The organism is uncultured Roseicyclus sp., from assembly GCF_937892565.1.
Lineage (GTDB): Bacteria > Pseudomonadota > Alphaproteobacteria > Rhodobacterales > Rhodobacteraceae > Roseicyclus.
Genome location: NZ_CALAHQ010000035.1, coordinates 12,070 through 33,711 on the forward strand (window position 1 = coordinate 12,070; position 21,642 = coordinate 33,711).

At 65.1% G+C, this 21,642-nt stretch carries 23 protein-coding genes; 22 read left to right on the forward strand and 1 reads right to left on the reverse strand.

The window, feature by feature from the left end; translation table 11 throughout:
* Window positions 1–48: 48 nt before the first annotated feature.
* From Q0094_RS05070 to Q0094_RS05145, 16 genes are all read left to right on the forward strand, one after another.
* Window positions 49–786 carry a biotin/lipoate--protein ligase family protein gene (locus Q0094_RS05070; protein ID WP_297615917.1) on the forward strand — a complete coding sequence of 246 codons (738 nt, stop codon included), beginning with the start codon at window positions 49–51 and terminating at the stop codon, window positions 784–786.
* Window positions 756–1,340, forward strand: a complete 585-nt coding sequence (locus tag Q0094_RS05075) for a DUF6505 family protein (RefSeq protein WP_297615919.1) — start codon at window positions 756–758, stop codon at window positions 1,338–1,340. The genes Q0094_RS05070 and Q0094_RS05075 overlap by 31 nt, the downstream gene beginning before the upstream one ends.
* Window positions 1,340–2,329 (forward strand): DUF6352 family protein, encoded by a 990-nt coding sequence (locus tag Q0094_RS05080; protein ID WP_297615921.1) that lies wholly within the window; start codon window positions 1,340–1,342, stop codon window positions 2,327–2,329. The genes Q0094_RS05075 and Q0094_RS05080 overlap by 1 nt, the downstream gene beginning before the upstream one ends.
* Window positions 2,330–2,341: 12 nt before the next feature.
* Window positions 2,342–2,881 (forward strand): DUF3305 domain-containing protein, encoded by a 540-nt coding sequence (locus Q0094_RS05085; protein WP_297615923.1) that lies wholly within the window; start codon window positions 2,342–2,344, stop codon window positions 2,879–2,881.
* Window positions 2,878–3,501 carry a DUF3306 domain-containing protein gene (locus Q0094_RS05090; RefSeq protein ID WP_297615925.1) on the forward strand — a complete coding sequence of 208 codons (624 nt, stop codon included), beginning with the start codon at window positions 2,878–2,880 and terminating at the stop codon, window positions 3,499–3,501. The genes Q0094_RS05085 and Q0094_RS05090 overlap by 4 nt, the downstream gene beginning before the upstream one ends.
* A gap of 187 nt (window positions 3,502–3,688) precedes the next feature.
* On the forward strand, window positions 3,689–4,294 hold the full coding sequence (locus Q0094_RS05095) for a molecular chaperone (RefSeq protein ID WP_297615927.1): 606 nt from the start codon (window positions 3,689–3,691) through the stop codon (window positions 4,292–4,294).
* Window positions 4,295–4,568: 274 nt separating this feature from the next.
* Window positions 4,569–7,538 carry a formate dehydrogenase subunit alpha gene (locus Q0094_RS05100; protein WP_297615929.1) on the forward strand — a complete coding sequence of 990 codons (2,970 nt, stop codon included), beginning with the start codon at window positions 4,569–4,571 and terminating at the stop codon, window positions 7,536–7,538.
* A 15-nt stretch (window positions 7,539–7,553) separates the two neighbouring features.
* The gene (fdh3B, locus tag Q0094_RS05105) at window positions 7,554–8,150 is read left to right on the forward strand and encodes a formate dehydrogenase FDH3 subunit beta (RefSeq protein ID WP_213686101.1); all 597 of its coding nucleotides are present in this window, start codon (window positions 7,554–7,556) and stop codon (window positions 8,148–8,150) included.
* An 11-nt stretch (window positions 8,151–8,161) separates the two neighbouring features.
* Window positions 8,162–9,154 carry a formate dehydrogenase subunit gamma gene (locus Q0094_RS05110; protein WP_297615934.1) on the forward strand — a complete coding sequence of 331 codons (993 nt, stop codon included), beginning with the start codon at window positions 8,162–8,164 and terminating at the stop codon, window positions 9,152–9,154.
* A gap of 81 nt (window positions 9,155–9,235) precedes the next feature.
* Window positions 9,236–10,336 carry an Mrp/NBP35 family ATP-binding protein gene (locus Q0094_RS05115; protein ID WP_297615936.1) on the forward strand — a complete coding sequence of 367 codons (1,101 nt, stop codon included), beginning with the start codon at window positions 9,236–9,238 and terminating at the stop codon, window positions 10,334–10,336.
* A 14-nt stretch (window positions 10,337–10,350) separates the two neighbouring features.
* The gene (locus tag Q0094_RS05120) at window positions 10,351–10,506 is read left to right on the forward strand and encodes a hypothetical protein (RefSeq protein ID WP_297615938.1); all 156 of its coding nucleotides are present in this window, start codon (window positions 10,351–10,353) and stop codon (window positions 10,504–10,506) included.
* A gap of 26 nt (window positions 10,507–10,532) precedes the next feature.
* On the forward strand, window positions 10,533–11,786 hold the full coding sequence (locus tag Q0094_RS05125; RefSeq protein ID WP_297615940.1) for a c-type cytochrome: 1,254 nt from the start codon (window positions 10,533–10,535) through the stop codon (window positions 11,784–11,786).
* Between the two features lie 61 nt (window positions 11,787–11,847).
* Window positions 11,848–12,723 carry a formate dehydrogenase accessory sulfurtransferase FdhD gene (locus tag Q0094_RS05130; protein WP_297615942.1) on the forward strand — a complete coding sequence of 292 codons (876 nt, stop codon included), beginning with the start codon at window positions 11,848–11,850 and terminating at the stop codon, window positions 12,721–12,723.
* Complete coding sequence (mobA, locus tag Q0094_RS05135) at window positions 12,720–13,331, forward strand: molybdenum cofactor guanylyltransferase MobA (protein WP_297615944.1); 612 nt, start codon at window positions 12,720–12,722, stop codon at window positions 13,329–13,331. Before Q0094_RS05130 ends, mobA begins: the two co-directional genes overlap by 4 nt.
* Window positions 13,328–13,819, forward strand: coding sequence for a molybdopterin-guanine dinucleotide biosynthesis protein B (gene mobB, locus Q0094_RS05140; RefSeq protein ID WP_297615947.1), 492 nt, complete (start codon window positions 13,328–13,330; stop codon window positions 13,817–13,819). The genes mobA and mobB overlap by 4 nt, the downstream gene beginning before the upstream one ends.
* Complete coding sequence (locus Q0094_RS05145) at window positions 13,816–15,099, forward strand: molybdopterin-binding protein (RefSeq protein ID WP_297615949.1); 1,284 nt, start codon at window positions 13,816–13,818, stop codon at window positions 15,097–15,099. Before mobB ends, Q0094_RS05145 begins: the two co-directional genes overlap by 4 nt.
* Here the strand turns inward: Q0094_RS05145 and Q0094_RS05150 are convergent.
* Window positions 15,083–15,313, reverse strand: coding sequence for a sulfurtransferase TusA family protein (locus tag Q0094_RS05150; protein ID WP_297615951.1), 231 nt, complete (start codon window positions 15,311–15,313; stop codon window positions 15,083–15,085). The two genes, Q0094_RS05145 and Q0094_RS05150, sit on opposite strands and share 17 nt — an antisense overlap.
* Window positions 15,314–15,570: 257 nt before the next feature.
* On the opposite strand from Q0094_RS05150, the gene Q0094_RS05155 reads away from it, so the two are divergent.
* From Q0094_RS05155 to Q0094_RS05180, 6 genes are all read left to right on the forward strand, one after another.
* On the forward strand, window positions 15,571–16,518 hold the full coding sequence (locus Q0094_RS05155) for a VOC family protein (RefSeq protein WP_297615953.1): 948 nt from the start codon (window positions 15,571–15,573) through the stop codon (window positions 16,516–16,518).
* A gap of 61 nt (window positions 16,519–16,579) precedes the next feature.
* On the forward strand, window positions 16,580–17,812 hold the full coding sequence (locus Q0094_RS05160; protein WP_297615955.1) for a glycerate kinase: 1,233 nt from the start codon (window positions 16,580–16,582) through the stop codon (window positions 17,810–17,812).
* Between the two features lie 4 nt (window positions 17,813–17,816).
* Window positions 17,817–18,125: a Dabb family protein gene (locus Q0094_RS05165; RefSeq protein WP_297615957.1), complete on the forward strand. Its 309-nt coding sequence runs from the start codon at window positions 17,817–17,819 to the stop codon at window positions 18,123–18,125.
* Window positions 18,126–18,190: 65 nt separating this feature from the next.
* Entirely contained in the window at window positions 18,191–19,078 is an 888-nt protein-coding gene (locus Q0094_RS05170; protein ID WP_297615959.1) for a hypothetical protein, read from the forward strand.
* Between the two features lie 136 nt (window positions 19,079–19,214).
* A complete protein-coding gene (locus Q0094_RS05175) occupies window positions 19,215–20,729 on the forward strand; it encodes an AMP-binding protein (RefSeq protein WP_297615961.1) in 1,515 nt (504 codons plus the stop codon).
* Window positions 20,726–21,529, forward strand: a complete 804-nt coding sequence (locus tag Q0094_RS05180; protein WP_297615963.1) for a 3-hydroxybutyrate dehydrogenase — start codon at window positions 20,726–20,728, stop codon at window positions 21,527–21,529. Before Q0094_RS05175 ends, Q0094_RS05180 begins: the two co-directional genes overlap by 4 nt.
* Window positions 21,530–21,642: the final 113 nt, after the last annotated feature.

Below are 21,642 nucleotides of genomic sequence, written 5' to 3' on the forward strand. Positions count from 1 at the left end.
GTAATCCGATCCGTGCGGAATGGGTAGCGCTCTCGGGAGGGAAAACAAATGACGCATCAGATAGCCGATGATCTTGCCGGATCCAGGGTGCATCTGCCGCCCCCATTCTCGTTGCATCGCACGACCCGGCGCGACGTGCTGGCCGTGGCCGCAGAGCTTGCGCCGACCCATGGCGCGGGGACGCTGGTGTTGCACCAATCGCCCGGGCTTTTGGCCTTTGCCGTCGTGCTTGAGCCGGAACAACCCTTGGCCGAGGCACAGCTTGCCTTTCTTTTGGGCATGACCGCGCTGGGCGATGCGCTGGCTGCGCATTGCCCGCCCGAACGCCCCGTGCGGCTGATCTGGCCCGATCAGGTCACCTATGATGCCGCGCGCATCGGCGGGGGCCGCTTTGCCGTCGCGCCCGGCACGGCCGAGGATGGCGTGCCCGACTGGATGGTCTTTGCCGCTGATCTGATCGCCGACCGCGACCAGATCGACGAACCGGGAAAGTATCCCGGCTCCACCTCGCTGCACGAGGAAGCCTTTGACGCGGCCGAAGACATCGTGTCGACCTTCGCGTCCTATCTCATGCTGTATTTTGACCGCTGGGCGCATGACGGCTTTGCCGCCGTGTCGAACCGTTACCTGATGCGGATCGATCCGCCGCTGTTGCGGGGCGTGCGCCGCATTGACGGCGACCGGATGATCGAGATCAAGCCCGCGGGCGGCAGCCGCAGCTTTCCCCCCATCCGCGAGGCCTTGCTGGCCCAGACATGGCGCGACGATCTGGGACCCAAGCTGTGACACGGCTGCCGCGCACGATCCGGCTTGATCCGTCGGACAAGCATATCTTTGCGCCCGCCGCGGACCCTGGGGAATGGGCGGTTCCCGGCACGTTCCTGTTCTGGGACAGGCCCGCCGACAGCCTGTCGCGCAAGGAGGCCATTGCCTTTCGCTCGGGGTTTCTGGGGGTGGACAGCTTTGGTCATTCCACCCTTGTCGCGGTGCAAGATGCCCGCCCCGATGAACGCGCCGCCATGGTCGATCGGCTGGCAGCCCAGCTTGTCGTGCATCTGGGCGCACCGTCCATCGATATCGCGCGGCCCGCCGCCGAACAGGAGGTGGCGCTGGCCGAAAGCCTGTGTGCCGGACATGCGATTGGCACGCTGATCGCGCTTCATCGCAAACGCGGCGATGACGGCGATATCCGCGAACAGTTCCGCACGTTGCGCCCCCGCGATGAAACCGCCTTTTCCGCCACCCATCTGATGGGTCATGACAGGGCCTTTCAGTTCTTCGAGGAAGAGGTAGAGCTGGAGGATCACGTCGATCTGTTGCAATTGCGAGGTCAGGACTGATGCCGGAATTCTGGGTTGCCTCTGGCCATCACCTTGCCCGGCTGGATCGCGCCGGGCGGATGGTGGTGACCGATGAACTGCTGCTGGCGTGGCTGGCCCGCCCCGAGATCGTGCCCCCGCCCGAGGCCTGTGCCACCGAACGGGCGGTCCATGCCCGGCTGATGTCCCAGCCGCGCAGCCCCGTGCCGCCGCTGGAACTGGCCGCGATCAAGGATGCGGACGCGCGCGAAAACTGGCAATTCTTTCTGACCCTGCGCGACCGGCTCTTGCAGGCGGGCACCATCGAGGATGGCTATGCCGCCATCATGCGCGAGGGGCTGCGCCTGCCGGTCGTGTTCCTGGCGCAGCTGGTGCAGCTGATCTTGCGCAATGCACTGGACGGGTGCGACGATCCGCAGGTGCTGCGCGCCGCCGAATGCCTGTTTCGCCCCCAGCGCGCCCATGTCAAGGACGGCGTCGTGTTGCTGGCTGATGAGGAACTGGTCGCCCTCTATGAGGCCGACATGCACGCCTCGCCCCTGATGGCGATGTTTTCCGGCGGCATGGACAGCCTTGATGTTCTTGGGGGGGGCAATGAATGGACCTATTGGTCGCGGTCCGATGCCCATACGATGATCTTCAATTTTGGCGGCGACCCCGAAGCCCGGCGCGGCATGGCACAGGCGCTCGCGGCCTTTATCCGCCACATGACCGGGGCCAGGGTCACGGTCACCCCCCACACGAGGGTCGAAGATGTCGACCTGCGCTGGTATGTCGGGCTTGATCCCAACGGCACGGCCATCGGCAATGCGCTGTGGCGCGGACAGCCGGTTCCCGCTACGCTGATCGGTGTGTTCCGGCTGGACTTTGCCGATGCCGCCGCCGTGCGGCCCGATCTGGCCGGGCAACCCGTGTGGTTGTTGCTGGGCCTTGGGGCGGACGGGGCGGTGCGGATCAAGCCGCAGAACCTGTTGGCGGGGCTGCCGCTGGCGTCACCGGATTTGCACTGAAAGGGACGACCCATGCCCAAAGAAATCTTGCGCTTGGGTGTTCTGGCCCAGCTTCGCCCCCCCGTCACGCGTTGGAGCACCGGCGAATTGCGGGCGCTGATGGTGTTGCCCTCCGAGCCCGCGACGCCGCCGGGCACGCGCCTGTCCGACGAGGCCGGGATCGAAACATGGTATCTGGGCGGGCGCGATCTGGTGCTGTGGTCGGGCGATGCCAGCCATCATCGCGACAATCTGACGTCGGGGCGGCCGTCGGTCTGGGTGGCGTTGCGCGGCACTCACCCCTCGCACGCCGAGGTGGTTGCCGTGACCGCCGACCCCTATGAGGGCGAAGGGCTGGCATCTGACCCGGACCTGATCGTGGACGCCGTGCCGATGCCCGATGCGATTGCCCGCGCCGTGGCGGCCTTTGCGGATGCCCATTTCTTTGAGATGCCCTTCAAGAAGCGCCAGCGCCAGCCGGCGGATCCCAATGCGATGACATCGCGCGCGCCGCGCATCTTGCAGCATTCGGACAAATGGGAAACCCGCAAGGGCCGGGGGCCGGAGGGATGACCGACGACACCCCCGAGGGGTTTCTGGGCCGTTGGTCGCGCACCAAACGCGCGGCCGCGCAATCCGTCCCCGATCCCGAGATCGCGCCGCCCCCCCCGCAAGAAAGCCAGCCTGATCTTGTGCCGGCGCCCCAGCCCGAGCCGCTGAGCCAGGAGGAACTGGATGCGCTGCCCCGGATCGAGGATCTGATCGAAGGCAGCGACATCCGCGCCTTTTTGCGGGCGGGCGTGCCGCGTCAGCTGCGCAATGCCGCAATGCGCCGGATGTGGATGCTGACGCCAGCCATTCGCGATTACAGCGATCCGGCGGTGGATTACGCATGGGATTGGAACACGCCGGGCGGCGTGCCGGGCGATGGTGTCGGGCCGTCACCCGAAAAAGCCGCCAAGATGTTCCAAGATATCCTCAAGCCGCGCCATGAAACGCCGGCCGCGACCGATCAGCCGCCATCCGATGCCGCGCTCACGGCAGAGCAAGCCCCCGCCGATACGCCGCCAGCCGATGCACCCGATGAGGTTGCCGTTGCGGTGCCGGACAAGGCTCAGATCGCCTCTGATGACCCGGCCCCCATGACCGAAGCGCCGCCACGCCGCCGCCATGGTTCGGCGCTTCCGGGTTAGGTCAATGAAATAATTATATATTGTTGTCTTTTTTTGCGGGCCGCCGCGCCCAAGACATGGCGCCGCCACCGAAAATGCTGCAGGGAAAGGACAGATTTCTCTTGCTTCGGCCGCCCATTTCAGGTGCAATCAATGTTGAGGCATGCGGCTGTATACACCAGCAGCATGAAGGGAGATTTTGCGAGCCATGTCTGCCAGCCAGCCGGTAAACCGGCGCGCCACAGATGCCGAAAATTCGGCACGAAGCGAGATGTATCGCTTTGTGGCCGCACTGCTTTCCACGGCACCCAATCAGGAACTGATCGACGGCATCGCCGTTCTGACAGGCGATCAGACCCCGCTTGGCCATGCCATTACGGCGCTGTCTGATTCGGCCCGCACCGCTGTGGCGAGTGCTGTCGAACGTGAGTTTTTCGATCTGTTCATCGGCGTTGGCCGGGGCGAGTTGCTTCCCTATGCCAGCTTCTATCAGACAGGTTTTCTCAATGAGCGGCCCTTGGCCGAATTGCGTGGCGATCTGGCCCGCATCGGGGTTGCCCGCGTCGAAGGTCGCCACGAGCCCGAAGATCACATCGCCCTTTTGCTTGAGGTCATGGCCGATCTGGCAGCGGGCGTGCTGGATGTGGACGCCGCCGTAGAGGCCGATTTCTTTGCGCGCCACATCGCGCCTTGGGCCGCACAGTTTTTTGACGATCTCGCGATTGCGCCCAGCGCATCTTTCTATCGGCCGGTCGCTGAAATCGGCCGGTTGCTTGTAGACATCGAAGCGCGGGCATTCTCGCTTGCGGCTTAGGGAATTGAATGCGGTTTGGGCATCTCGGGGCCCGGTCCGCAGCAAGAAAGGGGAACGACATGACTAAGGAAAAATCGACACCGATCAGTCGCCGTGCATTTCTTGGCACAGCATCTGTCGGCGCAGCGGCAAGCGTTGCCCTTGGTTCGGGAAGCGCAACGCCCGCCTTTGCACAACAGACAGGCGACGACCGCACCCGTGCCCGCTATCAGGCAACCGAACATGTCGAAACCTATTACCGGACCAACCGTTATTATCCTCGGGGGACCAACTGATGCTCGTAAAGCGCAGAAATGGTGATACCGCGTCGACCGGACGCTTGTCACAAATGGCGGCAGCCGTATCGGCCCGCCCCCTTGACCGCCGCAGCTTTCTGCGCGCGTCAGGTCTGACTGTCGGCGGCCTTGCCGCACTGGGCACGCTGGGCGCGGGCATGACGCGCCGGGTCGAAGCCGCGGGCTTTACCGACATGTCGCAGCCCATCGAGATCCGCACCAACATCTGCACCCATTGTTCGGTGGGCTGCACGGTCAAGGCCGAGGTTCAGAATGGCGTCTGGGTCGGTCAGGAACCCGCCTATGGCAGCCCGATCAACCGTGGCACGCATTGCGCCAAGGGCGCATCGGTGCGGGAACTGGTGCATGGGGATCGCCGGATCAAATACCCGATGAAGAAAGTCGGCGGGCAGTGGCAGCGCATCAGCTGGGATCAGGCCCTGACCGAAATCACCGACAAGATGACCGAGATCCGTGGCCGGTCTGGCGCGGATTCCGTGTATCTGCTGGGATCGGCCAAATTCTCGAACGAAGGTGCTTACCTGTTCCGCAAATTCGCGGCCTTCTGGGGCACCAACAACGTCGACCATCAGGCGCGCATCTGTCACTCGACCACCGTGGCGGGCGTGGCCAACACCTGGGGTTATGGCGCACAGACCAACAGCTACAACGACATCCGCAACGCCAAGACCGTGATCTTCATGGGCTCGAACGCCGCCGAGGCGCATCCGGTCTCGTTGCAGCATATCCTTGAGGGCAAGGAAACCCAGCGCGCGAATGTCATCGTTTTCGATCCGCGCTTCACCCGCACGGCGGCGCATGCCACCGAATATGTGCGCTTCCGCCCGGGCACCGACATTGCGGTGATCTACGGGATGCTGTGGCACATCTTCGAGAACGGCTGGGAAGACAAGGACTACATCGCCCAGCGCGTCTGGGGCATGGACCAGATCCGCGAAGCCGTGAAAGCCTATCCGCCCGAAGTGGTCGAACAGATCTCGGGCGTCGATGGTGACACGCTGCGCCGCACGGCCGAGAAATTTGCCAAGGAACGCCCCTCGACCTTTATCTGGTGCATGGGCGGCACGCAGCACACCGTCGGCACCGCCAATGTGCGGATGTACAACATCTTGCTGTTGGCCACCGGCAACGTGGGCAGCGAAGGCACCGGTGCCAACATCTTCCGCGGCCATTGCAACGTGCAGGGCGCGACGGATTTCGGTCTCGATGTGGGCAACCTGCCGCTTTACTATGGTCTGGGTGCCGGCGCATGGAAGCACTGGGCGCGCGTCTGGGAAGTGCCCTATGATTACTTCGCAGGCCGCTTCGATGCCGTTCCTGCCAAAGGTGGCCGCGACGCGCGCACGCCCGAGCAGAACATGGAAGTGCCCGGCATCACCTCGACCCGTTGGTTCGATGCCGTGACGCTCGACGCCGAGGAAGTCGACCAGCAAGACAACATCAAGGCGATGCTTGTGTTCGGCCATGGCGGCAACACCGTGCCTCGGATGCAAGACGCCCAGCGCGGCATGGATGCGCTGGATCTGCTGGTGGTGGCTGACCCACACCCGACGACGTTTGCGGCGCTGCATTCGCGCACCGACAACACCTATCTGTTGCCGATCTGCACGCAATTCGAATGCTCAGGGTCGCGCACCGCATCCAACCGTTCGGTCCAGTGGGGCGAAAAGATCGTTGAGCCGATCTTTGAATCCGATAGCGACTATGCGGTCATCTATGCCTTGGCAGAGCGCCTTGGCTTTGCCGATCAGATGTTCAAGAACTACGAGATGGTGCAGGGCAAGTTCGGCATGGAACCCACGCCCGAATCCGTCCTGCGCGAGATCAATCGCGGCGGCTGGTCCACCGGCTACACCGGTCAGTCGCCCGAGCGGCTCAAGGCGCATATGGCCAATCAGGCGCATTTCGACCTGATCACGCTCCGCGCCAAGCCCGAAGCGCCCGAAGAGATCAAGGGGGATTACTACGGTCTGCCCTGGCCCTGCTGGGGCACGCCCGAGTTGCGCCACCCTGGCACGCATATCCTCTATAACCCGCATCTGCACCCGATGGAGGGCGGCGGTGCGTTCCGTCCCCGCTTTGGTCTGGACCGCGACGGCGAGACCCTTCTGGCCGAAGGCAGCTGGCCGGTGGGATCGGAAATCGAGGGTGGCTATCCGCAGTTCACCTATGCGGTGCTTCAGCAGCTTGGCTGGGATGTCGACCTGACCCCCCAGGAGCTGGCCACCATCCAGCGCATCGGCGGCAATGACCCCGAAGCGATGGGCAATGTGTCGTGGTCCATCGACCTGTCGGGCGGCATCCAGCGTGTGGCGCTCAAGCATGGTTGCGTGCCCTTCGGCAACGGCAAGGCTCGCGCGGTTGCGTGGAACCTGCCCGACCCGATCCCTGTCCACCGCGAGCCGATCTATTCGTCCCGTCCGGATCTGGTTGCACAGTATCCGACGCGCGAAAATGGTCGTCAGCAGCGGATGCCGAACATCGGCCAAACGATCCAGTCGGCGAATGTCGAGAACAAGGTGGCCGAACAGTTCCCGATCATCCTGACCTCGGGCCGTCTGGTCGAATACGAGGGCGGCGGCGACGAAACCCGGTCGAACCCATGGCTGGCCGAATTGCAGCAAGACATGTTCGTCGAGATCAACCCCGCCGATGCCACAGCGCGCGGCATCGTGGATGGCGGATGGGTCTGGGTGACCGGGCCCGAAGGCGGATCGAAGGCGCGGATGAAGGCGCTGGTGACCGAACGTGTGGGTGCGGGGGTGGCCTTCATGCCCTTCCACTTCGCGGGCTGGTTCCAGGGCGTCGACCAGCGGGGCAACTACCCTGCGGGCACCGACCCGATCGTTCTGGGCGAATCCGTCAACGTTATCACAACCTATGGCTATGACCCCGTGACGGGTATGCATGAGGGCAAAGTCACCCTCTGTCAGATCGCTGCGGCGTAAGGGAGGACATCACGAATGGCACGCATGAAGTTCCTGTGTGACGCCGACCGCTGCATCGAATGCAACGCCTGCGTCACCGCTTGCAAAAACGAGCACGAAGTTCCGTGGGGTATCAACCGCCGCCGGGTCGTCACCATCAATGATGGTCTTCCGGGCGAACGGTCGGTCTCGATGGCCTGCATGCATTGCACCGATGCGCCCTGCGCGGCGGTGTGCCCGGTCAGCTGCTTTTATACCACCGATGACGGCGTTGTTCTGCACAACAAGGACACCTGCATCGGCTGCGGCTACTGCGCCTATGCCTGTCCCTTTGGGGCACCCCAGTATCCGCAGACCGCCAACTTTGGCACCCGCGGCAAGATGGACAAATGCACCTATTGCTCGGGCGGCCCCGAGCCGGACATGAGCCAAGCGGAATATGTCAAATACGGATCCAACCGTCTGGCCGAAGGCAAGCTGCCGCTCTGCGCCGAGATGTGTTCGACCAAATCGCTCCTGGCGGGCGATGGCGACATCATCGCGGAAATCTACCGTGAGCGCGTGATCACGCGTGGTTACGGCTCTGGTGCATGGGGCTGGCGGACGGCCTATGGCGAAACCGTGACGGTGTGAGGCAAACAATGATGGCAAATCCAATCTCTCGCCTGATCATGACGCTGGGCCTTGTGCTTGGCGTGATGCTTGCCGCACCCGCGGCGCAGGCACAGGTCAACCCGACCCAGCAATCCGTGAACGAGGGGGCGCTACTTGAGGCGCTTGGTTCGGGCGGCAATGTCGCCGGTCGCATCACGATCCCCGATGAAAGCGCGGGCTACCTGATCAAGCCCGACAACAAGCTTTGGGCGGCGCTTCAGGGCGACACGCTGCATCAGATTTCGATCTGGGCCGTGATCGGAATGGTGGCGCTTTTGACCTTGTTCTATGTCCTGCGGGGCAAGATCCGGGTCGATGGCGGGCTGTCGGGCCGCAAGATCTTGCGGTTCAACACGATCGAGCGCTTCGCGCATTGGACGCTGGCGTCGACCTTCATCATCCTTGCGCTGTCGGGTCTCAACCTGATCATCGGCAAGACCGTCATCTTGCCGCTGCTCGGTGAAGCTGCCTTTGGCACGCTCAGCGCATGGGGCAAGATCGCGCACAACTATCTTGCGTGGCCCTTCATGGTGGCGCTTGTGATGGTGCTTTTGCTGTGGGTCGTTCACAACATTCCCAACCGGCTTGATCTGGAATGGCTCAAGCAAGGTGGTGGTCTGGTCAAAAAGGGTGTCCACCCCCCGGCCAAAAAGTTCAACGCCGGCCAAAAGATCATCTTCTGGGCGGTCATCGCGGGTGGTGCCGCGCTGTCTTATACCGGTGTGATGCTGTTGTTCCCGGCCGAAGCCGGCACGCCCGCCGACTGGCAGTTCTTCCAGACGATCCATGCCCTGACCGCCGCTGTCCTGTCGGCGATCATCATCGCCCACATCTACATCGGCTCGGTCGGTATGGAAGGCGCGTTCGATGCCATGGGTACGGGCGAGGTCGACGAAAACTGGGCCAAGGAACACCACTCCCTCTGGGTCGAGGAAGTAAAGGGCTCCAAGGCATCCAAAGGCCGCACCCAACCCGCCGAGTGATATCGGTCTGAAAAAACCCGGTCGGCCCTGCGTATAGAACCTGCGCCGGGCCGATCTTCGTCACAGAGGTAAGGACGACAGGTGCCCGATATTGGCGACATAAGGGTTCGCGATGCCCTGCAGGGGCTGAACCTGCCGGATGGCGCGCCGCTTTTGGCCTCGGATCGGCTCTCTGGCCTGCGCATCGATGGCCAGCGTGTGAACCTGTCGATCACCATCACGCCCGACGAAGCCCCCGCCTTTGCCGCATTGCGCGACGAGGTCGAGACCCGCCTGCGGCGCCTGCCCGGTGTGACCAGCGCCTTTGTGGTTCTGACCAGCCAAACGCCTGCTGCCAGACCTGCTGCCCCCCCCGATCTGTCTGCGCCCAAGCCCAAGACCGAAAAGCCCGACCCACTGGCAAGCGTTGGCCATGTGATCGCGGTCGCTTCGGGCAAGGGCGGGGTGGGCAAATCCACCACCACCGTCAATCTTGCACTGGCGCTGCGCGCTCAGCGGCTGTCGGTCGGTGTTCTGGACGCCGATATCTACGGCCCATCGCTGCCGACCCTGTTGGGTTTGCACGGCAAGCCCCAAGCCATCGGTCGCAAGCTCAAGCCGATGCAGGCCTATGGCCTCAAGGCGATGTCGATGGGGCTGTTGGTCGATGCTGAAACCGCGATGGTCTGGCGCGGGCCGATGGTCATGTCGGCGATCACGCAGATGATGGCCGATGTCGAATGGGGCGCGCTCGACGTGCTTTTGGTCGACATGCCGCCCGGCACGGGGGATGCGCAACTGGCGCTGGCCCAAGGCACGCGGCTGTCGGGTGCGGTGATCGTCTCCACCCCGCAGGATCTGTCGCTGATCGATGCCCGGCGTGGCATTTCCATGTTCCGAAAGGTCGACGTGCCGATCCTTGGCATCATCGAGAACATGTCGCATTTTGTCTGCCCCGATTGTGGTGGGGCGCATGCCATCTTTGGCCAAGGCGGCGCAGCGGCCGAAGCCGCGCGGCTGTCTGTGCCGTTTCTTGGGGCCATCCCGCTGACCATGGATTTGCGCGCCGCCTCTGATGCGGGCCAACCCATCACCGCCCGCGATCCCGACGGACCGTTGGGCCAAATCTATCAACAGATCGCCCGTGCCGTCTTGGCCGGGTTGGAACCCCGACAGCGGTTGGCACAGCCCAGCCGCCCCTGACAGGAGACCCTAGCATGAAAGCCTTTCTCGCCTCTGTGATCTTTGCCGTCGTTCTTGCGGCTGGCGCTGCCTTTGTCTTGAATGACAATTTCCAGACCTCCGTGTCTTCGGCCTTTGCCACCGAAGGCGCGCGGGTGGATCAGCCCGGCACGAACCTGATCAGCTACTGATCCTTGGCTTCACCCGATCCGTGCCCATGGGTTTTACCCTGCTGCGTGGTGCTGCGCTGGTCCTTGCGCTGTTTCTGGCCGGGCCTGCGGTGGCACAGGATCTGTCGGGCCATGCCGGGCCGGTCAGTGCCATGGCTGCCACACAAGACGCGCTGTTGTCAGGCGGCTTTGATGGCCGCGTGATCTTGTGGGGGGCGGATGCGCAAAGCGCGCGCCGTGTCTTGCGGTTTCACGATGGCAATGTCACGGCGGTGGCGATCTTGTCGGATGGCCGCTTTGTGACCGGCGGGCAGGATGGCCGCGTTGCCGTATGGGCAGACACCGATCAGCAACCGGCGCTGGTGACAGCCCATGGGGTGTCGCCGGTTTCGGCGCTGGCGGTTGCGTCCGATGATGGGCGCATTGCGGTCGGGTTCTGGGATGGGCGGGTGGCGATCCTTGACCCCGATCAGGGCGAAATCGCCGCGACACAGGCCCATGCTGGTCGGGTCTCGGGGCTTGCGTTTCTGACCACGGGCGATCTTGTCAGCGTGGGCGCCGACCTTCGCTTTACGCGCTGGGATCGGGGGCTTGCGCCACAGGCGCGCGCGGGCCTGCCCGATCTGCCCAATGGTCTTGCGCGGGCGGGTGATCGCTTGGCGGTCATCTTTGCCGAAGGCTCGCTGCGGCTGTTTTCGGCCGATGGTGCGCTTTTGCCCGAACGGTTCCTGAGCGATCGGCCCCTGATCGCAATCGCCGCGACCCCCGCGATCGTGGCCGCCGCCGCCGTCGATGGGGCCATCTGGATGCTGGCAGCCGACAGCTTGCAATTTCGTGCCGGTATTCCCGCCGATACCGGGCCCGTCTGGGCGCTGGCGCTGAGTGGGGACACGCTGTTTGCGGGCGCGGCAACGGGTGCGATCCGCCGCTATGCGACCGCTGACGGCACGCTGATCGGCGGCGGGCTGACCGCGGCCGTCGACACCTTTCATGACGGCAGCCGCGGGGCGGATGTCTATCGCGCCTGCGCCATTTGCCATTCGCTGGCACCGGGGGACCATTCCCGCGCGGGGCCAAGCCTGCATGGGATTTTCGACCGCCCCATCGCCTCGGTCGCGGGCTATGCCTTTTCGCCCGCGCTTGGCGATCTTGACATTGTCTGGACCCCGCGCACCGTGGCCGAGCTGTTCGAATTTGGCCCCGATGCCTACACGCCCGGATCGCGCATGCCCGATCAGCGCGTGGCCGATCCGGCCGACAGGCAGGCGCTGGTCGAGTTTCTGGAGCGCGCCAGCCGGTGATCGGCACTGGCCCCGCCCGCTGCATGCGCTATAGCTGAACGACCCCAGTAAAGGAGCATCCATGCTGCCCCAGTTGCCCCTTTTGCCCGATCCAACCGCCACGCGGCTGACGCGCGCGCTCAGCGGTCATGATCATACCGGCGCCGAGGTCACGCTGTCGGTGGTCGAAGAACGGCCGCTGACCATCTATCTCAACAGTCAGGAAATCGTCACCGCCATGACCATCGGGGATTACCCCGAATATCTGGCGCTGGGGTTCTTGCGCAACCAGGGCATGCTGCGCGACGATGATACCGTGACCGGTATCGACTATGACGAAGAGATCGAAACCGTCGTGGTCCGCACCGACCGTCAGACCAGCTATGAGGACAAGCTCCGGAAAAAGACCCGCACCTCGGGCTGTGCCGTGGGTACGGTCTTTGGCGACATGATGGAGGGGCTGGAGGGCGTGACGCTGCCGCCCGCGCCCCTGCGCACCAGTTGGCTTTACGCGCTGGCGCGCCAGATCAACACGCTGCCGTCGCTGTATCTCAGCGCGGGCGCGATCCATGGCACGGTGCTGTGTCAGGGCGATCAGGTCTTGGTCTACATGGAGGATGTCGGCCGCCACAACGCGGTGGACAAGATCGCGGGCTTCATGCGCCACCATGATGTGCCTGCGGGCGACAAGATCCTTTATACCACGGGCCGTCTGACATCGGAAATGGTGATCAAGACGGCGATGATGGGCATTCCCATCCTTGCCTCGCGCTCGGGCTTTACCGCCTGGGGGGTCGAGATCGCCCGCCAGCTTGGCCTGACGCTGATCGGGCGGATGCGCGGGCAGCGGTTTGTCTGCCTGTCGGGCGAAAGCCGCCTGATCCGCGACGCCGATCTGTCGGCCGTGCCCGACGAGGATCGCCGCAACCGCCGCAAGGGCGCGGAGGATGACGCATGAGCGCGCCCCCGGGGGTGATCCTTGCGGGCGGGCGCGCCACACGGATGGGCGGCGGCGACAAGGGATTGCGGATGGTGGGCGGTCGGCGGCTGATCGATCATGTGATCGACCGGCTTGCACCCCAATGCGGCGGGCTGGCGATCAATGCCAATGGCGATCCCGCACGGTTGGCCGGGTTTGGTCTGCCGGTTCTGCCCGACAGCCTGGCCGATCACCCGGGGCCCTTGGCCGGTGTGCTGGCGGGTCTTGATTGGGCGGCAGCCCTTGGCGCCACGGCCATCGTCACCGCCGCCGCCGACACGCCGTTCTTTCCGACCGATCTGGTGGCGCGGCTGCGGGCCGGGGCCGGCCCGTCGGGTCTGTGTCTGGCGGCCAGCCCGGACGAGACGGGCCGCGTGCAGCGCCACCCGACCTTTGGCCTTTGGCCCGTGGCCTTGCGCGATGATCTGCGCGCGGCCTTGGTGGGGGGCTTGCGCAAGATCGTGATCTGGACCGATGCCCATGGCGCAGGGCAGGCGGTCTTTGACAGCGCGCCCTTTGATCCCTTCTTCAACGTCAACACGCCCGAGGATATCCTGACCGCTGAAGCGCTGATGAGGGCGGCATGAGGGTCTACGGCGTCACCGGCTGGAAAAACACGGGCAAGACCACCTTGACCGAACGGCTTGTGGCCGAATTGGTGGGCCAGGGGCTGCGCATTTCGACCGTCAAGCACGCCCATCACGCGACCGAGATCGACCACCCCGGCCGCGACAGCTATCGCCACCGCGCGGCGGGCGCGGGGCAGGTCATCGTCGCCTCACCGCTGCGCTGGGCCTTGATGACCGAATTGCGCGGCGCGCCGGAGCCGCCCCTGGCCGAATTGCTGGCACGATTTGATCCTTGCGACCTGATCTTGATCGAAGGGTATAAATCCGCGCCGCACCCCAAGATCGAAACCCATCGTCAGGCTTCGGGACGTGAACTTTTGGCAATGTCGAACCCGACGATCCGCGCCATCGCCAGCGATGGCCCGCTCGAGACCCGCCTGCCGCGGTTCGATCTGGACGATGTCACGGGGATCGCGGCCTTTATCCGGGCCGAGGTGGGGCTATGACCACGCCTTTGACCCCGCCGCGCCTGCGCAATGATTGTTTCGCCATGCCGCAGGGGGTGGAATGGGTGCCGGTGGACAAGGCGCTCGCGCTGTTGCGCGCGCGGCTTCATGCCGTGACCGGGACCGAGGCACTTTCCGTCGCGCATGCCCATGGGCGGGTGTTGGCCGCCCCCGCCGTGGCGCGGCGGTCGAACCCACCCCGGCCCAATTCGGCGGTCGATGGCTATGGGTTCGCCCATGCCGCCACGGGGGATGGCGTGCAGCGTTTGCCGCTTTTGCCCGGTCGCGCCGCGGCTGGTCAGCCGTTCGAGGGTGCGGTGCCGCCGGGCGCGGCGCTGCGTATCCTGACCGGCGCGATCTTGCCCCAAGGGGTGGATACCGTCGTGCTGGAGGAAGATTGCGCCACCGATGGGCAGATCGTGGCCTTTGACGGCCCGGTCAAGCGGGCGATCAACACGCGTCAGGCGGGCGAAGATGTGACCGAGGGTGCCCCCATTCTGCCCGCGGGGCGGGTGCTGACGCCCGCCGATCTGGCGCTGTTGTCGGCGGTGGGGCTGGGCCATGTGCAGGCCCACCGCCGGCTGCGCGTGGCGGTTTTGTCAACGGGGGATGAATTGCTGGCCGATCCGGCCGGGCAAGCCGCACCCCACCAGATCTTTGATGCCAACCGCCCGATGCTGTTGGCCCTGCTGGCGGGCTGGGGGTTTGATGCGGTCGATCTGGGTCATGCGCCCGATGACGCGGACCAGATCGCGGCCCGGCTGGATCAGGGGGCCCAATCGGCTGACGCCGTCTTGACATCGGGGGGGGCCTCGGCGGGGGATGAGGATCATGTTTCGCGGCTGTTGCGGGCGCGCGGAACGCTGTCGAGCTGGCGGATTGCGGTGAAACCGGGCCGCCCCCTGGCCTTGGCGCTGTGGGGTGGGGTGCCGGTCTTCGGTCTGCCCGGAAACCCGGTGGCAGCACTGGTGTGCGCGCTGGTCTTTGCCCGCCCCGCGCTGTCGCTTTTGTCCGGCGCGGGCTGGTCAGAGCCGCAGGGCTTTGTCGTGCCTGCCGCCTTTTCCAAACGCAAGAAAGCCGGGCGGCGGGAATATCTGCGCGCGCGCCTGACCGACAGCGGACAGGCCGAGGTATTCGCCTCTGAGGGATCGGGCCGGATATCGGGGCTGAGCTGGGCCAGCGGGCTAGTGGAATTGCCCGATGCCGCCTGCACCATCGCGCCGGGCGATCTTGTGCGCTACCTGCCCTATGCGTCGTTCGGGGTCAGGTCCGGCGGATGAGATAGGCGCGCGCGCCATCGCCTGCATCTTCGATGCCCAACAGCTCATGCCCGCTTTCGGCGCAGAAATGCGGCACATCGACGATTGCCGCCGGATCGCTGGCCAAAAGGCGCAGCACCTGCCCCGGTTGCATGGATTTCAGCCGCTTGCGCGCCTTGAGCACGGGCAGGGGACACAACAGGCCCAAGGTATCCAGCGTTGCGTCGTTGGTCATGCCCTGCCCCCAAGAATTCCGTGTGTCAGCCCGGAGGTTAGTGCCTGTAGCGCCATCCGCAAGGCCCCGCGTCGCAACGTAGGCGCCGCGCCGGGGATGGTCCGGGGGCCAAAGCATGGACGCGGCGGGAAAGCCCGCCTTTCGGAAAGATCCCGATTGCGGCTTGGCAAGCGACACAACTCCGGCGCATCTTCGCGCCGCGGCGGGTCGCGACCATGCCCGCGCCATCACGACGGGGGTCAAGGGAGCGGAAAACCATGGCGGATGTCGCCCATCTGGGTCATGTGGAGATCTACACGGATCGTTTCGAGGACAGCCTCGATTTTTTCACCCGGATTTTCGGGCTGAAACTGTCTTTGGTCCAAGGCAACAGTGCATGGCTCAGGGCGTGGGATGATTACGAGTTTCATTCGCTCAAGCTGACGCGCCATCACACGACCGGGGTGGGCCATATCGGCTACCGCGCGCAAAGCCCCGAGGCGCTGGAGCGCCGGGTCGCGGCCATCACGGCGGCGGGCTACAAGACGCATGGCTGGGTCGATGACGACCCCGGCCATGGCCGCGCCTTTCGCTTCGAGGATCCGTTCGGCCATGTTTTCGAGCTGTATTTCGACACGCGCCGCGCCGAACCCGATGCTGGCGACCGCCCGGCGCTCAAGAACATGGCGTCGAAGTTCACCGGTCAGGGGGCCAGCCCGCGCAGGATCGACCACCTGAACCTGTTGGCCACCGATGTGGCCGAGTTCCGCCGGTTCATGGAAACCTGTCTGGGCAGCCGCGTGACCGAGATGATCGCGCTCGACAATGGCCGCGTGGGCGGTTGCTGGTTTACCGTGAACAACAAGACCTATGATCTGGCCTGCACCGAGGAACATGGCCGCGGCGACGGGCGTCTGCACCATGTCACCTATGCCACCGATCAGCGCGAGGATATCCTGCGCGCCGCCGACATCTTTCTGGAAAACGGCGTGCATATCGAAACCGGCCCGCACAAGCATGCGATTCAGGGCACGTTTTTCCTGTATGTCTGGGAACCTGCCGGCAACCGGATCGAATTGGCGAATGCCGGCGCGCGGCTGATCCTGGCGCCCGACCATGCCCCCGTGGTCTGGACCGAGACCGAGCGCAAAAAGGGTCAGGCATGGGGCCTGAAAACCATCGAGACCTTTCACACCCATGGCACACCCCCGGTGGGGCCGGATTGACGCTTTCGCGCGCGGGCGGGCGATGCCCGGCATCGCGCGCCACAAACCATGGCAGGCATGCATGACAGTTTCAGATTTCCTGCGGGCCCTGTTTGATCGCGCCGTTGCCGTGGCCGATCCGATGCAAAGCCTTGCGGCGGCCTTGCCGCCCCGGCCGTCGGGTCGCATTGTGGTGGTCGGCGCGGGCAAGGCCAGCGCGCGCATGGCCGAAGCGGTCGAGGCGGCATGGGGCCCCTGCGACGGGTTGGTGATCACGCGTTATGGGTACGCGCGCCCCTGCAAGGGCATCGAGATCGTCGAGGCCGCGCACCCCGTTCCCGACGCGGCGGGCGTGGCCGCGACGCGCCGCATGCTTGATCTGGTGGCGGGCTGTGGCGCGGGGGATTTCATCCTTGCGCTGATCTCGGGCGGGGGGTCTGCGCTGTTGTGCGCCCCGGCGGGTGACATCACATTGGCCGAGAAACAGGCGCTGACCCAGGCCTTGCTGGCCTCGGGGGCGCCCATCGGTGTAATGAACGCGATCCGCAAGGAAATATCGGCCGTCAAGGGCGGGCGTCTGGCGGCGGCGGCCTATCCGGCGCGGATGCTGGCGCTGATGATCTCCGATGTGCCGGGCGATGATCCGGGCGATATCGCCTCGGGGCCGACGGTGGGCCATCGCGGCGATGCGGCACGCGCGCTTGCGTCGCTTGCGGCCTGGGGCGTTGAGCCGCCACCCTCGATCACGGCTTATCTGGCGGCGGGCGGCGACCCGGTTCTACCCGATGATCCGCGATTGTCGCGGGTCGAAAACGTGATCTATGCCGCGCCCGCGCAATCGCTGGCCGCCGCAGCCGATCTGGCGCGTGCGCATGGCTACCCGGTCGAGATTCTGGGCGATGCGATCGAGGGCGAAGCGCGCGAGGTGGCCGCCCGGCACGCAGCCCTTGCCCTTGCGGCCAAGGGCCCGCGCCTGATCCTGTCGGGGGGTGAGCTGACCGTGACCCGCAGGGGGAATGGTGTGGGCGGGCCCAATGCCGAATATGCCTTGGCGCTGGCCTTGGCGCTGAACGGCGCGCCGGGCATCCATGCCATCGCCTGTGACACCGATGGTGTGGATGGTGCGGCCGAGGTGGCGGGCGCGGTGATCGGCCCTGATACGCTGAGCCGTGCCAAAGCCGCTGGCATCGACGCGGCCGATGCGCTGGCGTGCAACGATGCCCATACATTCTTTTTCACGATTGATCGTCAGGTCGTGACCGGCCCGACACTGACCAATGTGAATGATTTCCGCGCCATTCTGATCGAAGGGTAAGCCCATGTTGCACCATATCGTCTTGATGGAACCCGACGGCCCGCAAGGCTTGGCCCGGATCGGCGCCGCCATGCCGATCCTTGCCGCTGTCTGTGCGGCGCTTCCGGGGGCGTCGGGTTTCGCCCATGGCCCCAACCGCGATTTCGAGGGCAAATCGGCCCGCTTTGCCTATGGCTTTTCGGTTTGCTTCACCGACCGCGCCGCGCATCTGGCCTATGAGGCCCATCCCGACCATATCCGTGCGGGTGCCATGCTGGTGGCGGCCTGCAAGGGCGGCCATGACGGGATTTTCGTCGCCGATCTGGAGGTCTGATCTGGCCAGCCTCACGCTTTGCGTTCATCTTTCGCGCAAAGCGCTGGGCAAAGGATCGGGCCGACATGGGCAAGACACATATCTTCTTCGTTGCCGATGGAGAGCGGCTCGAGGTGCAATCCTGGATCTTGGCGGCAAGCCTTGCCCATGCCCATGCGGGGCAGGCCGATGTCCATCTTTACGCCTATGCAAGCCCGGAATGGCTGCCTCGGATCGGCCCGGTAACGCGCGCGGTCTATCGCGCGGCACGCGTCGAACTGCGCCCGCTGCCCGCGCCAGCAGCTTGGGCGAAACCCTATCCGCATGGCAACAAGATCGTGGCCGCAACCGATTGGCGCGGGCCGGGGCGGTCGATCTTTCTGGATACGGATATGGTTTGCCTCAAGCCGCTGACGGATCTGGCTGCCCTGTCCGACAGCCATGTGGCAGCCGCCCCCGAAGGCCGCCCCACATGGGGTCCCGAAGACCGCTGGGCGCGGGCTTATGCGCATTTCGGCCTGCCGGTGCCCGCCGACCGTGTGCGGCTGTTGCGCGGCCAAAGGCCCGAACATCTGCCCTATTTCAACGCGGGGCTTGTGGCTATGCCCGAAGCCCCGCAAGCCGATGGCAAACGCTTTGCCACGCATTGGCTGGAAACCGCGCTGGATTTCGATCACCGCTGCAAGATCGCGGGCAAGCGGCCATGGCTTGACCAGATCACCCTGCCGCTGACCGTGGCGCGGTTTGGCTATCGCGCCCATGTGCTGGACGAAAGCTGGAACTACGGTCTGTCCTATCGCGGCCGGGACATCTTGCGCACACCCGATGCCCATATCCTGCATTATCACCGGTTCCGGTTTCTGGAAGCCGCGCCACAGTGGCCGGGCATCCGTGGGCGGTTTCTCGACATCTTGCCCAAGGCCCACCATGGCGCCGCACAGTCCGCACTGGCGCTCGCGGGTTTGGCCATCTGAGCGAGTTGGGGCACCATCGCCGCGCGGGACCGGCGCAAGGGCCATGCCCTTGAACATCGCAACGCCAGCACTCCCCCCCCTTGCCAGTCTGTCACAATGGCGAAACACTCCCCGCCAGCTTTGCGCGGAGGACATCATGAACATCGCCCATTGGCTGGCCCGCACCGCCCGGTCCTCGGGCGGCAACCCTGCCCTGATGCGCGGCGGGCAGGTCTTGGCCGATTATGCCACATTCCATGCCCGCGCGGGTGCGCTGGCGCGATCCTTGACCGAACAGGGCATTGCCCCCGATGACCGGGTGGCGCTGTTCGCGACCAACAGCCCCGATTATCTGGTGGCGCTTTATGGCATCTGGATCATGGGCGCGGCCGCCGTGCCGATCAACGCCAAGCTGCACCCGCGCGAGGCGCATTTCATAGTGCAAAACAGCGGTTCGGCCCATGTCTTGGCCAGCACTGATCTGATTGCAGGGTTGCGCGCCGAAAGCACCCTGCCGGTCACCGCGCTGGACGGGCCTGATTTTGCGGCGATGACGATCGGTCCGGCCGCGCCGATCTGCGACCGTGCGCCCGGCGATCTGGCATGGCTGTTTTATACTTCGGGCACCACAGGGCGGCCCAAGGGGGTGCAGATCACGCATGGCATGCTTGCCGCCACATCGCTGTGCTATCCCATGGATGTCGACCCGGTCGCATGCGACGATGCCGCGCTCTATGCCGCCCCGATGAGCCACGGCGCAGGGCTTTATGCACCGATCCATGTGCGTATGGGTGCGCGCCACATGGTGCCGCCCTCGGGTGGTTTTGATCCGGCCGAGGTTCTGGCGCTGTCGGCCGCCCATGGCCCGACCTCCCTGTTCATGGCGCCCACCATGCTCAAGCGTGTGACCGATGCGGCCAAAGCCGCGGGGCAGCGCGGCGCGGGGATCAAGACCATCATCTATGGCGGTGGCCCGATGTATCGCGCCGATATCGAAGCAGCGGTCGATTGGTTCGGCCCCCGCTTTGTGCAGATCTACGGACAAGGCGAATGCCCCATGGCAATCACGGCCCTTGCGCGCGCCGATATCGCGGATCGCACCCAGCCGCGCTGGCGCGAGCGTCTTGCCTCGGTCGGGCGCGCCCAAAGCGCGGTCGAGATCGCCGTCGTGGATGCCACGGGCCAGCCGCTTGCCGCAGGCCAGACAGGCGAAATCATGGTGCGCGGCGCCCCGGTCATGCCCGGCTATTGGCAAAACCCCGAAGCCACCGCCAGAACCCTGCGTGACGGCTGGCTGATGACCGGCGATATCGGCCATCTTGACGCCGACGGCTATCTGACCCTGGTGGACCGGTCCAAGGATGTGATCATCTCGGGCGGTACCAACATCTACCCCCGCGAGATCGAAGAGCTGTTGCTGACCCACCCCTCGGTCGATGCTGTGGCGGTGGTGGGCCGCCCTTCGGCCGACTGGGGCGAAGAGGTGGTGGCCTTCATCGTGCCCGCCCCGGGCGCGGGGCTGGATACGGCCGCGCTCGATGCCCATATCCTTGCACAGATGGCGCGTTTCAAGCGGCCCAAGGCCTATATCCAGATCGCCGATCTGCCGCGCAACAATTACGGCAAGGTTCTCAAGACCGTCTTGCGCCAACAGCTGGAGGAGATGCGATGACCGAGCTTTCGGGGAAAACCGCGCTTGTCACCGGATCGGTTCAAGGCATCGGTCTTGCCATCGCCGAGGCGCTGGCGCGGGCGGGCGCGCGCATTGCGGTTCACGGCCTTGCCGGCGACGCCCAGATCCACGAGACCTGCACCCATCTGCGCAAATCCGGCAGCCCACAGGCCGAGTTTTTCGCGGGCAATCTGCGCAACCCTGACCGCATCGCCGAATTGATGGATGCCGTCGCCGCTTGGGGCGGGGTCGATATTCTTGTCAACAACGCGGGTATCCAGCAAACGGGCCCCCTTGCCGAAATGCCGCGTGTCGCCTGGGACGATATTCTGGCCGTCAATCTATCGGCCGCCTTCCACACCATGCAGGCAGCACTTCCCCTGATGGCCGCGCGCGGCTATGGGCGGGTGATCAACATCGCCTCGGTCCATGGTCTTGTCGCGTCAGTGCACAAGGCCCCCTATGTCGCGGCCAAGCATGGTCTGATCGGCCTGTCCAAGGTCGCCGCACTTGAATACGCCGCGGCGGGCGATCCGGCAAAGGGCGGCGTCACCGTCAATTGCATCTGCCCCGGCTGGACCGAAACCGCGATCCTTGACCCCCAGATTGCCGCCCGCGCTGTCGCTCATGGCGGGGATCGCGACGCGGCTGTGGCCGATCTCCTGTCGGCCAAACAGCCCTCTTTGCGCATGTCGGCGCCTGCGGAAATCGCCGCGCTGGCGCTTTGGCTCTGCGCGCCTTTGGCCCATAATCTGACCGGCGCGGCGATCCCGGTTGATGGGGGCTGGACCGCACAGTGATCTTTGCCCTGATCGTGCGCGTTGGAAGCATGGCCCGGGGGGCGGCGCCCCCCCCGCGCCGCGCAAGCGGCGCGCGCCCGGGCGACGACGCAGTCGGCGCAATGAATTCTCAA